Source organism: Streptomyces sp. NPDC031445 (genome assembly GCF_055581365.1).
In genome coordinates this window covers 299,614-312,079 of sequence record NZ_JBVIJO010000008.1, presented here as the reverse complement: position 1 = coordinate 312,079, position 12,466 = coordinate 299,614, and the positions used below count along the sequence as shown (strand labels likewise).

Genomic DNA, 12,466 nt, shown 5'->3' with positions numbered 1-12,466 from the left:
ACCTGGCACGATGGTCGGGTGACCGCACCGCTGACTCCGCCTCCTCCGCCGCACGAGAACTCCCCGCACCAGGTCTGGCAGGCGCCGCCGCCCGCCGGGACGCCGGACGCGGGCGCGTACGAACAGGACGGCCCCGGGATGAAGACGGAACTGCGGGAGGCCGCCGTGATCACGGTGGCGCTGGTGCTCGGCGGAGTGCTGCTGGGACTGCTGTGGTGGTGGCTGGCGCCGCACGTGCCGCTGATCGCCGACGAGGTCGGCAAGAACTGGGTCGTCTACGTCAAGGACAGCGAGGGCGAGCAGGCGATCGGGGTTGACGGAACGTTCACCCTGCTGGGGCTCGCCTTCGGGCTGGTCAGCGCCGTGGCGGTGTTCCTGCTGCGACGGCGCGGCGGTGTGCCGCTCGTGGTGGCCCTCGGCCTCGGCGGGCTGCTCGGGTCGCTGCTGGCCTGGCGGCTCGGGGTGTGGCTGGGACCCGAGTCCGACGTGCTGGCGCACGCGCGGGCCGTGGGCAAGGGGGTGACGTTCCCGGCACCGCTGAAGCTGTCGGCGAAGGGGGCGCTGCTGGCGTGGCCGTTGGCGGGTCTGCTGGCGCATCTCGGACTGACCGCGCTGTTCGCCCCCCGGGACCCCGAGCTCCCCTGACCCGGGGCTCCGCCCCCTGGCCTGCGCTCCTCAGACGAACGGGACGGACGTCCGATCCCCACCGGCACCGCCTCCGTCAGCTCCGCCAGGCCACCCGGCGCCGGCCCGGCATCCCGGCCCCGGCGGCCCGCCGAAGTGGTCCGGGGCTGCCGCCTGGGAACGCCCGGCCGCCGCCCGGCCGGCCCGGTGACAGGCGGGCGACCGCCCTGGTGACCCGGGGTCGCCCCACTGGGACCCCTGGACCCGCGCCCCTCCACGACCCGTCTGGGCCAGCCGCGTCCGATCCGCACCGGCACCGCCTCCGCCAGCTCCGCCAGGCCACCCGGCGCCGGCCCGACCTCCAGTTTCCGGCGGTCTGCCGAAGTGCCCCGGGGCTGTCGCCTGGGAACCCGGCCGGGACCCGTCCCGCCTGGCCGGCAGGCGGACGGGGCGGCGCCCAGGTCAGCCGTGTCCGATCCGCGCCGGCACCGCCTCCGTCAGCTCCGCCAGGTCGCTAGGAGGCTCGCCAGGTCACCCGGCGCCGGCTCGGCCTCCAGCCCCCGGCGGCCCGCCGAAGTGCCCCGCGGCTGTCCCCCGGGAACCCGGCCGCGACCCGCCTGGGCCGGTGACAGGTGGACAGTGGGCGCCCGCGCGGGGACCGCGCAGGACCCCCGGGTCCGCGCCCCGCCGGCGGCCGTCCGTCTGAGTCGGCCGGCAGGTGGACAGGTGGGCGCCCGTGCAGGGCCCCGGGTCCGTGTCCCGCCGGCGGCCGTCCGTCTGAGTCGGCTGGCAGGCGGAACAGGTGGCCGCCCGTGCAGGGCCCGTGCAGGACCCCGGGTCCGCGCCTCTCCGCCGGCCGTCCGTCTGAGTCGGCTGGCAGGTGGACAGGTGGGCGCCCGTGCAGGGCCCCGGGTCCGTGCCCCGCCGGCGGCCGTCCGTCTGAGTCGGCCGGCAGGCGGACAGGTGGCCGCCCGCGCAGGATCCCGGGCTCGCGCCCCTCCGGCGGCCGCCTGTGCGGGTGACCCGGAGCTGTCCCGGTCAGGGACCCCGGGGTGTGGTCCTCCGCCACCGCTCCGGGCCGGCTGGCCGGCGGACGGGTCAGCCGCGGCCGATCGGGGCCAGCACCGCCTCCGTCAGTTTCGCCAGGTCGCCCGGTGCCAGCTCGACCTCCAGGCCCCGGCGGCCCGCCGAGACGCAGATCGTCGCGTGGGACTCCGCCGAGTCGTCGAGGACCGTCGGGAGCCTCTTGCGCTGGCCGAGCGGGGAGATGCCGCCGCGGACGTAGCCCGTGGTGCGTTCGGCGAGGGCCGGGTCGGCCATGGCCGCCCGCTTGCCGCCCACCGCCGCCGCCAGGGCCTTCAGATCCAGCGAGCCGGCCACCGGGACCACACCGACCACCAGGGAGCCGTCGACGTCGGCCACCAGGGTCTTGAAGACGCGGTCGGGGGAGACGCCCATCGCCTGCGCCGCCTCCTCGCCGTAGGAGGGGTGGGACGGGTCGTGGTCGTAGGCGTGGACCGTGAAGTCCACGCCCGCCGCGGTCAGGGCCACCGTCGCGGGCGTGCCCCCGGACTGCTGCTTCTTCGACTTCTTCGCCATCAGGGTGCCGGGTTTCCCTCAGTTCAGACTCGTCGGCGTCCGCGTCAGCTCGAATGCGGGCAACGACGGCAGACTACGGATGATGGACGTCTCCGCGCGAAGGAGTTTCAGTTCGTCCCGGAGCCGGGAGGCGGTGTCCGGGGCCTGGAGCAGCCGCTGCTTGGTCGGCGTGTCGTGCACCATCGCGGCGGCCACCAGGTACGACACCACGCCCGGGTCGTCCGGCAGGTCCGCACCGGTGGACAGCGAGCGCTCACGGGCGCCCGCCAGCCGCTTCTGGTACTGGCGGAAGGAGCGCAGCACGCCCTCGGCCAGCGCGCCCGCCTCGTCCCCGGGCTCCTCCGGCAGCTCCTCCAGCTCGGCGGTCAGGAACGGCCCGGACGCGTCCACGGACAGCAGGCGGACGCGCGTCGTGCCCGTCGCCAGGACCTCGAAGGTGCCGTCGGACCGCTCCCGGATGGTCGCCGCGTCCGCCACACAGCCCACCCCGTGGAGGGCCTTGAGCGGGTCGGGGCCGAAGCCGGCGGCCGGGCCCCGGTCGGGCTCGGCCGTGGGGTCGGGCATGCCCGGGGCGCTCGGCGCGACCTCGTGGCCGTCGCGGATGGCGACGACGGCGAAGCGGCGCGGCTCCTCCTCGGGAGTCTTCAACAGCGCGCGCATCATGGCGCGATAGCGCTCCTCGAAGACGTTCAGCGGCAGCACGAGCCCCGGGAACAGCACCGAGTTCAGCGGAAAGAGCGGCAGACGGACGGTGGTCACGGCGCCCCAGCCTAGTGGTCGGCGGCGCGAACGTGTCCGCCGTGCCCGTCGAGGGGGTCCCGGGACGCCGTCAGCAGCCGGGCCGGGACCGGCCGCGGGCCCGCCGTCTCCAGGTGTTCGCGCACGCGCAGGAAGTGGCCGAGCGGGTCGTCCGAGAGCCGGTCCCAGGGAAAGGAGGTGGCGTACGGGCCGATCAGGCGCAGCTGGGTGAGGGCGTCCTCCCATCGGTGAAGCCGCAGCAGGACGTACAGCAGTTTGTTGCGGACCTCGGCGGGCCACGGGTCGGCCGCCGGGAAGCGCCCGGACAGCTCGATGGCGCGGTCGGCCGCCGCGTCCAGCCGGGCGCGCGGCACGTCGGGGCCGCAGCCGTCGGTCAGGCAGCCGAGGGCCGCCCGGGCGGGCAGCGCCTGGACGAGCGAGTCGGCCGGGGCGTCCTGCGCGGCCCGTTCGGCGAAGTCGAAGCACGCACCGTGCGAGCCATGAGGGGTGTGGGGCGTGTCGCCCCACTGGGCGCAGCAGAAGGCGGCCAGGTAGCGCAGGGCGGCCACGTGGCAGCCGTAGTGGTGCGGGGCGCGCCGGACGGCCGCCTCCCACAGCTCCTCGAAGTAGCGGTGCCCGGCCCGCGAGCCGCGCGCGTGGTCGAGCGCGATCCGCCAGGGCACAGGGTCGCGGTCGTCGGCGCGGGCGGCGGCGGTGATGAGCGGGCTCACCTCGCGCAGCAGCTCGGCCCGGGCGGGCGAGGGCCAGGCCCGGTCCACCGCCAGCTGGGCCCCGAGCAGCGGCACACCGGGGTCGTCCGGGGCGGCGGCGCGCCACTGCTCGTACCACTCGGGACGTGAGCGGGCGAAGGCGGCCAGGCGCCGTACGTACCGGTCCCGGTTCTCCCACTCGGCCGTGGTGCGGGTGGCGGCGAGCAGGCCGGCCGCGGCGGCGTACTCGCCCCGGCCGGCCGCGACCAGCGCGGGCGAGAGGCGGTCGTCGGGCGCGTCGAGGACGGTCTCGTCCCCGGTCGGCGGGTGGCCGGCCGGGCGGGCGGAGCGTTTGGTCATCCGGGTGGGGCGGATGAACGAGGGCAGCAGAGCCATGGTGCGACCATTGAAAGTCCGCAGGTCGGGGCGGCGCCAGAGGGCCTGGGCAAGTCTGGGAAAGTTGTACGGCCGCAAGTCAAGGGCCGGTAAAGGGTGATTGTACGTTTTGTGTGAGGTGTGTGCGTGCGGGGCGGATTCCGTCCGCCGTCGATGAACGGCGCCGCCCTCACGCCGGCTTCCGTCAGCTGCGCCTCAGCAGCCGGGTCGCGCCCGCCGCCACCGTCGTCGCCAGGACCCAGCCGATCAGGACCAGCGCCGCCGCCAGCCACTGCCAGCCACCGCGCAGCTGCCACTGGCCGGCCTGGCCCAGGTCGATCACCGGCAGCAGCAGGTCCAGCGTGAACAGCGCCGGGCTCCAGACCGGATGGCCGCCGGAGCTGACCGGCGGGGGGCCCGCACGGGTGAAGGCGAGCGTGCCCGCCGCCCACAGCACCGCCATCCACACCGCCGCCCGTCCCGGACGGTAGCCGTAGGCGACCGTCCAGTCCTGGAGGAAGCCCCAGCACTTTCCGGCCAGCGGCAGCGTCTCGCGCCGCCGGCGCTGCTTGGCGAGCAGCACCTCGCGCGCGTCCTCGTCCTCCCCGGCCGCGCGCAGCACCGCCGCCAGCCGCTCGTACGGCTCCGGGGCGTACTCGGCGGTGGCCGCCGCCACCCAGTCCAGGCGCTGGGCCAGCGGGAACGGACCCTGCGGCACCAGGCTCTCGTAGGCGAAGCCGCCCATGTGCAGACTGCCCGCGTCCGGCCAGCTGCTCGCCCGGTCCACCAGGTTCACGACCCGCGCGCCGGACAGCACCACCTTGCCGCGCTCCGGCTTGTCCCCGAGGAAGCGCAGCTCCGGCGTCTGCACCCGGCGCAGTGACAGCTCCTGGTCGTCGGTGAGGACGAACCGGGCCCGCTCCAGGTCGACGGCGTCCCCGAACCGCCCGTCGTCCAGGCGCACCCCGCCCCGGGACTCGAACCGCTGGATGCGCGTCCCGCGCGCGGGTGTGGTGCCGCTCAGCAGCGGGTTGCCCACGCCGGCCGGGGTCAGGTACAGGGTCCGTTCGACCGTCAGCTGGGGGGCGTTCAGGGCGAACCGGGCGTAGGGGTTGGCGAGCCTCGCGCCGCGCAGGCTGAGCGAGACACCGATCTGGGCGCCGCGCAGGCTGAACTCGCCGTGCGACTCCAGCATCTCCGCCTGGAGGTCCTGGCCGACGGTCAGGCCGTCGGCCGCGATCGACCGCCCGCCGCGGTCCCGGTACGCGACCGCCTGGTTGAGCAGCAGATCGGTGCCGATGTGCGCGTCCGTCAGCCGCACCCCGTTCTGGAACCGGCAGCGCGGCAGGTGCAGGTCACCCTCGGTGTGCACGCGGGCGGCCTCCAGCCGCGGCACGGCGCAGTCCACCAGGCGCAGGGTCGTGAACCGGGCCTCCGGCAGCCGGATCTCCTCGTCGAAGCGGCAGCCGCGCAGCTCCACGTACGGGGTGACCTGGCCGCCCGCCAGGTCCAGCGGGCCGGTGACGCGCACGCCGACGAGCTTCAGCGCGGGCACCCGGCCGGCGAGCGCCGGCGGGCCGTCGAGGAGCAGCCAGCAGACGATCCGGGCCCGCACGGTCCGCTCCGGGCCCCACGGATGCCCGCCGTGCGGATCGTCCACCGCGAAGTCGCCGCTGCTCAGGTCGTACACGCTGCCGTTGCGGAAGGCCTGCCACATGCCCGCCTCGGTCGCGGTCAGGTCGTCCGGCAGGTCCCCCGTGCGGATGCCGGCTCCCTCGGTCACCGTTCCCCTCTTCTCTCCTCTTCCGGTTCGCTGGATTTCGTACAGCCGTTCATGCCCTCTGTGACCGGCGGGACACCACCCGTGAAGGTGATCTTCCGGGTTCCGGCCACCCTCTGTACCAGTCATTGGTCCACGGTCTGTATCAGCCATTGATACGCGCGGACGGCTCCCGACGGCGGTCTGAGAGAATTGGGACTGTGATTTCCCGAATCGATCTGCGCGGCGACGCCCTTCCCGAGGGCCCCGCCCTGCGCGACCTGCTGCCCCGAGCCGACTTCGACGTTCAGGCCGCCCTGGAGAAGGTGCGCCCGATCTGCGAGGCCGTGCATCATCGCGGCGACGCGGCGCTGATCGACTTCGCCGAGAAGTTCGACGGAGTGCGGCTGGAAACCGTCCGTGTCCCGGCCCAGGCCCTCACCGACGCGCTCGCCGCTCTCGACCCGGCCGTGCGCGCCGCCCTGGAGGAGTCCATCCGCCGCGCCCGGCTGGTCCACCGCGCGCAGCGCCGTACGACCCACACCACGCAGGTCGTGCCCGGCGGCTCGGTGACCGAGAAATGGGTTCCCGTCGAGCGCGTCGGGCTGTACGCGCCCGGCGGCCGCTCGGTCTACCCGTCCTCCGTGGTGATGAACGTGGTGCCCGCCCAGGAGGCCGGCGTCGAGTCCATCGCGCTCGCCTCACCGGCCCAGGCCGAGTTCGGCGGCCTGCCGCACCCGACGATCCTCGCCGCCTGCGCCCTGCTCGGCGTGGACGAGGTCTACGCGGCCGGCGGCGCCACCGCCGTGGCGATGTTCGCCTACGGCACCGAGTCCTGCCCGCCCGCCGACATGGTCACCGGGCCCGGCAACATCTGGGTCGCCGCCGCCAAGCGCTACTTCACCGGCAAGATCGGCATCGACGCCGAGGCCGGCCCGACCGAGATCGCGATCCTCGCGGACGCCGGCGCCGACCCGGTGCACGTCGCGTCCGACCTGATCAGCCAGGCCGAGCACGACCCGCTGGCGGCGGCCGTCCTGGTCACCGACTCCGTGGAGCTGGCGGACGCGGTCGAGAAGGAACTGGAGCCGCAGGTCGCGGCCACCAAGCACGTCGAGGACCGGATCGTGCCCGCGCTCAGGGGCAGGCAGTCCGCCATCGTGCTGGTCGACGGCATCGACGAGGGCCTGCGGGTCGTCGACGCCTACGGCGCCGAGCACCTGGAGATCCAGACCGCCGACGCCGCGGCGGTGGCCGACCGGGTCCGCAACGCCGGCGCGGTCTTCATCGGGCCCTGGGCCCCCGTCTCGCTCGGCGACTACGCGGCCGGGTCCAATCACGTCCTGCCCACCGGCGGCTGCGCCTGCCACTCCTCGGGCCTGTCCGTGCAGTCCTTCCTGCGCGGCATCCACATCGTGGACTACACCAGGGACGCGCTCGCCGAGGTCGCCCACCACGTGGTGACGCTGGCGGAGGCGGAGGACCTGCCGGCGCACGGCGCGGCGGTCAAGGCGCGGTTCGGCTGGAAGGTACCCGAGAGCAAGTGAGCGACGTGCGGATCGACGATCTCCCCGTACGGGACGAGCTGCGGGGCAAGTCCCCCTACGGCGCCCCCCAGCTGGACGTCCCCGTACGGCTGAACACCAACGAGAACCCCTACCCGCTGCCCGAGCCGCTGGTCGAGCGGATCGCGGAGCGGGTGCGGGAGGCCGCCCGCGGCCTGAACCGCTACCCCGACCGGGACGCCGTCCAGCTGCGCACCGAGCTGGCCAAGTACCTCAGCAGGACCGGCAAGCACCCCCTCGGCGTCGAGAACGTGTGGGCCGCCAACGGCTCCAACGAGGTCATCCAGCAGCTGCTGCAGACCTTCGGCGGACCGGGCCGCACGGCGATCGGCTTCGAGCCGTCGTACTCGATGCACGCGCTCATCGCGCGCGGCACCGGCACCGGCTGGATCTCCGGTCCGCGCGGCGAGGACTTCACGATCGACCTCGCCGCCGCCCGGCGGGTCATCGCCGAGAGCGAGCCGGACGTCGTCTTCATCACCACCCCCAACAACCCCACCGGCAACGCGGTCCCCCCGGAGACGGTCCTCGCGCTGTACGAGGCGGCGCAGGCGGCCAAGCCGTCGATGGTGGTCGTGGACGAGGCGTACGTCGAGTTCAGCCACGGCGACTCGCTGCTGCCGCTGCTGGCGGGCCGCCCGCACCTGGTGATCTCCCGGACGATGTCCAAGGCGTTCGGCGCGGCCGGCCTGCGCCTCGGCTACCTGGCCGCGCACCCGGCGGTCGTGGACGCCGTCCAGCTGGTCCGGCTGCCGTACCACCTGTCGGCGATCACCCAGGCCACCGCCCTGGCCGCGCTGGAGCACACCGACACACTGCTCGGGTACGTCGAGCAGCTCAAGGCGGAGCGGGACCGGCTGGTCGCCGAGCTGCGCGCGATCGGCTACGAGGTGACCGAGTCCGACGCGAACTTCGTGCAGTTCGGCCGGTTCGCCAGCGCCCACGAGGCGTGGCGGAGCATCCTCGACCGGGGCGTCCTGGTCCGGGACAACGGAGTGCCGGGATGGCTGCGGGTGTCCGCAGGCACCCCGGAGGAGAACGACGCGTTCCTCGACGCGGTCCGTGAGTTGAAGAAGGAGCAGGGTTCATGAGCCGCACAGGACGCGTGGAGCGCACCACCAAGGAGACGTCGGTGCTGGTCGAGATAGACCTCGACGGCACCGGCCGGACCGACATCGCCACCGGCGTCGGCTTCTACGACCACATGCTCGACCAGCTCGGCCGGCACGGTCTGTTCGACCTGACCGTCAAGACCGACGGCGACCTGCACATCGACTCCCACCACACCATCGAGGACACCGCCCTCGCGCTCGGCGCCGCCTTCCGGCAGGCGCTCGGCGACAAGGTGGGCATCTACCGCTTCGGCAACTGCACGGTCCCGCTGGACGAGTCCCTCGCCCAGGTCACCGTCGACCTGTCCGGCCGCCCGTACCTCGTGCACACCGAGCCCGAGAACATGGCGCCGATGATCGGCGAGTACGACACGACGATGACCCGGCACATCCTGGAGTCCTTCGTCGCCCAGGCGCAGATCGCGCTGCACGTGCACGTGCCGTACGGGCGCAACGCGCACCACATCGTGGAGTGCCAGTTCAAGGCGCTGGCCCGGGCGCTGCGTTACGCCTCCGAGCGCGACCCGCGCGCGGCCGGCATCCTCCCGTCGACGAAGGGCGCGCTGTAACCCATGACCGGTCTGTCGACCCTCCTGATCGTCGTCGGCCTCTTCCTGGTCGGCGGCATCATCTCCTTCGTCAAGCAGAAGATGCCCACCAGCCTGATCGTGCTGCTGTCGATCGGCGCGGGCCTGTGCCTGGTGGCGGGCGTCATGCGGCTGGAGGTGTGGAATTGAGCACCACGTCCACGGCCAAGAAGGTCGTCGTCTTCGACTACGGCTTCGGCAACGTCCGCTCCGCCGAGCGGGCCCTCGCGCGCGTGGGCGCCGACGTCGAGATCACGCGTGACTTCGACAAGGCGATGAACGCCGACGGCCTGCTCGTGCCCGGTGTCGGCGCCTTCGCCGCCTGCATGCGGGGCCTGCGCGCCGCCCGGGGCGACTGGGTCGTGGACCGCCGGCTGTCCGGCGGGCGCCCGGTCATGGGCATCTGCGTGGGCATGCAGATCCTCTTCGCGCGCGGCATCGAGCACGGCGTGGAGGCCGAGGGCCTGGACGAGTGGCCCGGCACGGTCGCGCCGCTCCAGGCCGACGTCGTGCCCCACATGGGCTGGAACACCGTGGACGCCCCGGCCGACTCGCGGCTGTTCGCCGGCCTGGACGCCGACGCGCGGTTCTACTTCGTGCACTCCTACGCCGTCCACGACTGGGCCCTGGAGAGCCACAACCCGGTGATCGAGGCCCCCAAGGTCACCTGGTCGACGCACGGCAAGCCGTTCGTGGCCGCGGTGGAGAACGGCGCCCTGTGGGCCACCCAGTTCCACCCCGAGAAGTCCGGCGACGCCGGCGCCCAGCTCCTCACCAACTGGATCGGAACCCTGTAGACCATGGCCAAGCTCGAACTCCTCCCCGCCGTCGACGTCCGCGACGGCCAGGCCGTCCGCCTCGTGCACGGCGAGTCCGGGACCGAGACCTCCTACGGCTCCCCGCTGGAGGCCGCCCTCGCCTGGCAGCGGTCCGGCGCCGAGTGGCTGCACCTGGTCGACCTGGACGCCGCGTTCGGCACCGGCGACAACCGCGCGCTGATCGCCGAGGTCGCGGGGGCCATGGACATCAAGGTGGAGCTGTCCGGCGGCATCCGCGACGACGACACCCTCGCCGCCGCCCTCGCAACCGGCTGCACCCGGGTGAACCTCGGCACGGCCGCCCTGGAGACCCCCGAGTGGGTCGCCCGGGTGATCGCCGAGCACGGCGACAAGATCGCCGTCGGCCTGGACGTGCGCGGCACCACGCTGCGCGGCCGGGGCTGGACCCGCGACGGCGGCGACCTCTACGAGACGCTGGAGCGCCTCGACAAGGAGGGCTGCGCCCGCTACGTCGTCACCGACATCGCCAAGGACGGCACCCTCCAGGGCCCCAACCTGGAGCTGCTGAAGAACGTGTGCGCCGCCACGGACCGCCCGGTCGTGGCCTCCGGCGGCGTGTCGTCCCTGGACGACCTCCGTGCCCTCGCCGAACTGGTACCCCTCGGTGTCGAGGGCGCCATCGTAGGGAAGGCGCTGTACGCGAAGGCGTTCACCCTGGAAGAGGCCTTGGAGGCTGTGTCGTCATGAGCGGAGCCGTGCGGCGCGTGCAGAGCGGAAGTCCCTGGGAAGAGAGTTTCGGATTCGCGCGCGCCGTCGCGGCGGGTGACCGGGTGCTGGTGGGCGGCACGACGTCCTTCAAGGGCACCGTGCTGTACGGGGAGGGCGACCCGTACGAACAGGCCAAGGTGGCCTTCACCAGCGCCCTGGAGGCGATCGGCGAGTTCGGGCTCGGCGCCGAGTCCGTGATCCGTACGCGGATGTACCTGACCCATGCCCGGGACGTCGACGCCGTCGGGCGGGCCCACCAGGAGCTGTTCGACGCCGTCCGCCCGGTCTCGACCCTGCTGGTCGTCGAGGGCTTCGTCGACCCGCGCATCCTGGTCGAAGTGGAACTAGAAGCATTCAGAGGCTGAAGGCCTTTAAGGAGCCGTGGATTCATGACCCTGGCGGTCCGAGTCATCCCCTGCCTGGACGTGGACAACGGCCGGGTCGTCAAGGGCGTCAACTTCCAGAACCTGCGCGACGCCGGCGACCCCGTCGAGATGGCCAAGGTGTACGACGCCGAGGGCGCCGACGAGCTGACGTTCCTGGACATCACCGCGTCCTCCGGCAACCGGGAGACGACGTACGACGTGGTCCGCCGCACCGCCGAGCAGGTGTTCATCCCGCTGACCGTGGGCGGCGGCGTCCGCACGGCACAGGACGTGGACAGGCTGCTGCGGGCCGGCGCCGACAAGGTGGGCGTCAACACGGCGGCCATCGCGCGCCCCGACCTGATCCGCGAGATCGCCGAGCGGTTCGGCCGGCAGGTGCTGGTCCTCTCGGTGGACGCGCGCCGCACCCCCGGGGGCACCTTCGAGGTCACCACCCACGGCGGCCGGCGCGGCACCGGCATTGACGCGGTGGAGTGGGCGCACCGGGCGGCCGAGCTGGGCGCAGGGGAGATCCTGCTGAACTCCATGGACGCGGACGGCACGAAGGACGGCTACGACCTGGAGATGATCGCGGCGGTGCGCAAGCACGTGACCGTCCCCGTGATCGCCTCCGGCGGCGCCGGCAAGCTGGCCGACTTCCCCCCGGCCGTCGACGCGGGCGCGGACGCGGTCCTGGCGGCCTCGGTCTTCCACTTCGGGGACCTGAGGATCGGCCAGGTCAAGGAGACGTTGCGGGGGGCGGGGCACCCGGTGAGGTAGCCGCCGCTCCGCGGGGCCCCGGCCGGACGGCCGGGGCCCCTTTCTTCCGCAAGACGCGCAAGGAAAGTTGCGCAATTTTTCTTGCGCAACTTTCCTTGCGCATCTAGGGTTCCCGTCATGGCACGCGAGGAGAACCGCCGGATCACGGACGTCGGGACGCTCAAGGCGCTCGCCCATCCGCTGCGCATGAGGCTGTACCGCCTGCTGTTCGTCGCGGAGGCCGCCACCGCCTCACAGCTGGCCGAGCAGGTGGACGAGGCCGTCTCCCTCGTCAGCTACCACCTGCGCAAGCTGGCCGAGCACGGTCTCGTCGAGGAGGCCGAGCCGCGCAGCGCGGACGCGCGCGAGCGCTGGTGGCAGCCGGCGTCCGACGGCGTCACCATCCGCGACGAGGACTTCCGGGACGCCCCCGAGAAGGCGGCGGCGCACCTGGCGGCCTCACGGATGTTCCTGGAGCAGCGCACCGGGATGTACCGCGGGTACCTCGACGAGCGCGCCCACTGGGGGCCCGGCTGGAACACCGCGGCCCACGACTCGGAGGCCCTGCTCCGGCTCACCGCCGGCGAACTGGCCGAGCTGAAGAAGGACCTGACCGACGTGATCAGGCGGTACGACGAGCAGGGTCGGGCCCGCGAGGCCGCGGGCGACACCGAGGGCCGTGAGCATGTCGCGCTGCACGTGTACGGCTTCCCGTTCCGCGTCTGA

At 73.5% G+C, this 12,466-nt stretch carries 14 protein-coding genes; 10 read left to right on the top strand and 4 right to left on the bottom strand.

Annotated features, from left to right (window positions below):
- The first annotated feature begins 18 nt into the window (after positions 1-18).
- Positions 19-645, top strand: coding sequence for an AAA family ATPase (locus ACZ5DC_RS22780; protein ID WP_468655369.1), 627 nt, complete (start codon positions 19-21; stop codon positions 643-645).
- 1,077 nt (positions 646-1,722) lie between these two features.
- On the opposite strand, the gene ybaK is transcribed toward ACZ5DC_RS22780, so the two are convergent.
- From ybaK to ACZ5DC_RS22760, 4 genes are all read right to left on the bottom strand, one after another.
- Complete coding sequence (gene ybaK / locus ACZ5DC_RS22775; protein ID WP_468655367.1) at positions 1,723-2,223, bottom strand: Cys-tRNA(Pro) deacylase; 501 nt, start codon at positions 2,221-2,223, stop codon at positions 1,723-1,725.
- Positions 2,224-2,241: 18 nt separating this feature from the next.
- Positions 2,242-2,982, bottom strand: coding sequence for an LON peptidase substrate-binding domain-containing protein (locus ACZ5DC_RS22770; RefSeq protein ID WP_171157218.1), 741 nt, complete (start codon positions 2,980-2,982; stop codon positions 2,242-2,244).
- A gap of 11 nt (positions 2,983-2,993) precedes the next feature.
- Entirely contained in the window at positions 2,994-4,067 is a 1,074-nt protein-coding gene (locus tag ACZ5DC_RS22765; RefSeq protein WP_468655365.1) for a hypothetical protein, read from the bottom strand.
- 184 nt (positions 4,068-4,251) lie between these two features.
- On the bottom strand, positions 4,252-5,829 hold the full coding sequence (locus ACZ5DC_RS22760) for an oxidoreductase (protein WP_468655363.1): 1,578 nt from the start codon (positions 5,827-5,829) through the stop codon (positions 4,252-4,254).
- 197 nt (positions 5,830-6,026) lie between these two features.
- Here ACZ5DC_RS22760 and hisD point away from each other — a divergent pair, with 197 nt between their 5' ends.
- The 9 genes from hisD to ACZ5DC_RS22715 all read left to right on the top strand — a co-directional run bounded on the left by hisD (position 6,027) and on the right by ACZ5DC_RS22715 (position 12,466).
- Entirely contained in the window at positions 6,027-7,352 is a 1,326-nt protein-coding gene (gene hisD / locus ACZ5DC_RS22755; RefSeq protein ID WP_468655361.1) for a histidinol dehydrogenase, read from the top strand.
- Positions 7,349-8,461 carry a histidinol-phosphate transaminase gene (locus ACZ5DC_RS22750; protein ID WP_468655359.1) on the top strand — a complete coding sequence of 371 codons (1,113 nt, stop codon included), beginning with the start codon at positions 7,349-7,351 and terminating at the stop codon, positions 8,459-8,461. Before hisD ends, ACZ5DC_RS22750 begins: the two co-directional genes overlap by 4 nt.
- Positions 8,458-9,051: an imidazoleglycerol-phosphate dehydratase HisB gene (gene hisB, locus ACZ5DC_RS22745; RefSeq protein WP_171157228.1), complete on the top strand. Its 594-nt coding sequence runs from the start codon at positions 8,458-8,460 to the stop codon at positions 9,049-9,051. Before ACZ5DC_RS22750 ends, hisB begins: the two co-directional genes overlap by 4 nt.
- A gap of 3 nt (positions 9,052-9,054) precedes the next feature.
- Positions 9,055-9,219, top strand: coding sequence for a hypothetical protein (locus tag ACZ5DC_RS22740; RefSeq protein ID WP_014672133.1), 165 nt, complete (start codon positions 9,055-9,057; stop codon positions 9,217-9,219).
- A complete protein-coding gene (gene hisH, locus ACZ5DC_RS22735) occupies positions 9,210-9,866 on the top strand; it encodes an imidazole glycerol phosphate synthase subunit HisH (RefSeq protein ID WP_366751404.1) in 657 nt (218 codons plus the stop codon). Before ACZ5DC_RS22740 ends, hisH begins: the two co-directional genes overlap by 10 nt.
- Before the next feature lie 3 nt (positions 9,867-9,869).
- A complete protein-coding gene (priA, locus tag ACZ5DC_RS22730; protein WP_366751403.1) occupies positions 9,870-10,595 on the top strand; it encodes a bifunctional 1-(5-phosphoribosyl)-5-((5-phosphoribosylamino)methylideneamino)imidazole-4-carboxamide isomerase/phosphoribosylanthranilate isomerase PriA in 726 nt (241 codons plus the stop codon).
- On the top strand, positions 10,592-10,981 hold the full coding sequence (locus ACZ5DC_RS22725; protein ID WP_468655356.1) for a RidA family protein: 390 nt from the start codon (positions 10,592-10,594) through the stop codon (positions 10,979-10,981). Before priA ends, ACZ5DC_RS22725 begins: the two co-directional genes overlap by 4 nt.
- Before the next feature lie 24 nt (positions 10,982-11,005).
- A complete protein-coding gene (hisF, locus tag ACZ5DC_RS22720) occupies positions 11,006-11,761 on the top strand; it encodes an imidazole glycerol phosphate synthase subunit HisF (RefSeq protein ID WP_366751401.1) in 756 nt (251 codons plus the stop codon).
- A gap of 117 nt (positions 11,762-11,878) precedes the next feature.
- Positions 11,879-12,466: an ArsR/SmtB family transcription factor gene (locus ACZ5DC_RS22715; RefSeq protein ID WP_468655354.1), complete on the top strand. Its 588-nt coding sequence runs from the start codon at positions 11,879-11,881 to the stop codon at positions 12,464-12,466.

What these genes read in the sequence shown, in the direction of transcription:
- ybaK (WP_468655367.1), bottom strand. Translation starts at nt 2,223, where the DNA reads ATGGCGAAGAAGTCGAAGAAGCAGCAGTCCGGGGGCACGCCCGCGACG.
- ACZ5DC_RS22765 (WP_468655365.1), bottom strand. Translation starts at nt 4,067, where the DNA reads ATGGCTCTGCTGCCCTCGTTCATCCGCCCCACCCGGATGACCAAACGC.
- hisB (WP_171157228.1), top strand. Translation starts at nt 8,458, where the DNA reads ATGAGCCGCACAGGACGCGTGGAGCGCACCACCAAGGAGACGTCGGTG.
- ACZ5DC_RS22740 (WP_014672133.1), top strand. Translation starts at nt 9,055, where the DNA reads ATGACCGGTCTGTCGACCCTCCTGATCGTCGTCGGCCTCTTCCTGGTC.
- priA (WP_366751403.1), top strand. Translation starts at nt 9,870, where the DNA reads ATGGCCAAGCTCGAACTCCTCCCCGCCGTCGACGTCCGCGACGGCCAG.
- ACZ5DC_RS22725 (WP_468655356.1), top strand. Translation starts at nt 10,592, where the DNA reads ATGAGCGGAGCCGTGCGGCGCGTGCAGAGCGGAAGTCCCTGGGAAGAG.
- hisF (WP_366751401.1), top strand. Translation starts at nt 11,006, where the DNA reads ATGACCCTGGCGGTCCGAGTCATCCCCTGCCTGGACGTGGACAACGGC.
- ACZ5DC_RS22715 (WP_468655354.1), top strand. Translation starts at nt 11,879, where the DNA reads ATGGCACGCGAGGAGAACCGCCGGATCACGGACGTCGGGACGCTCAAG.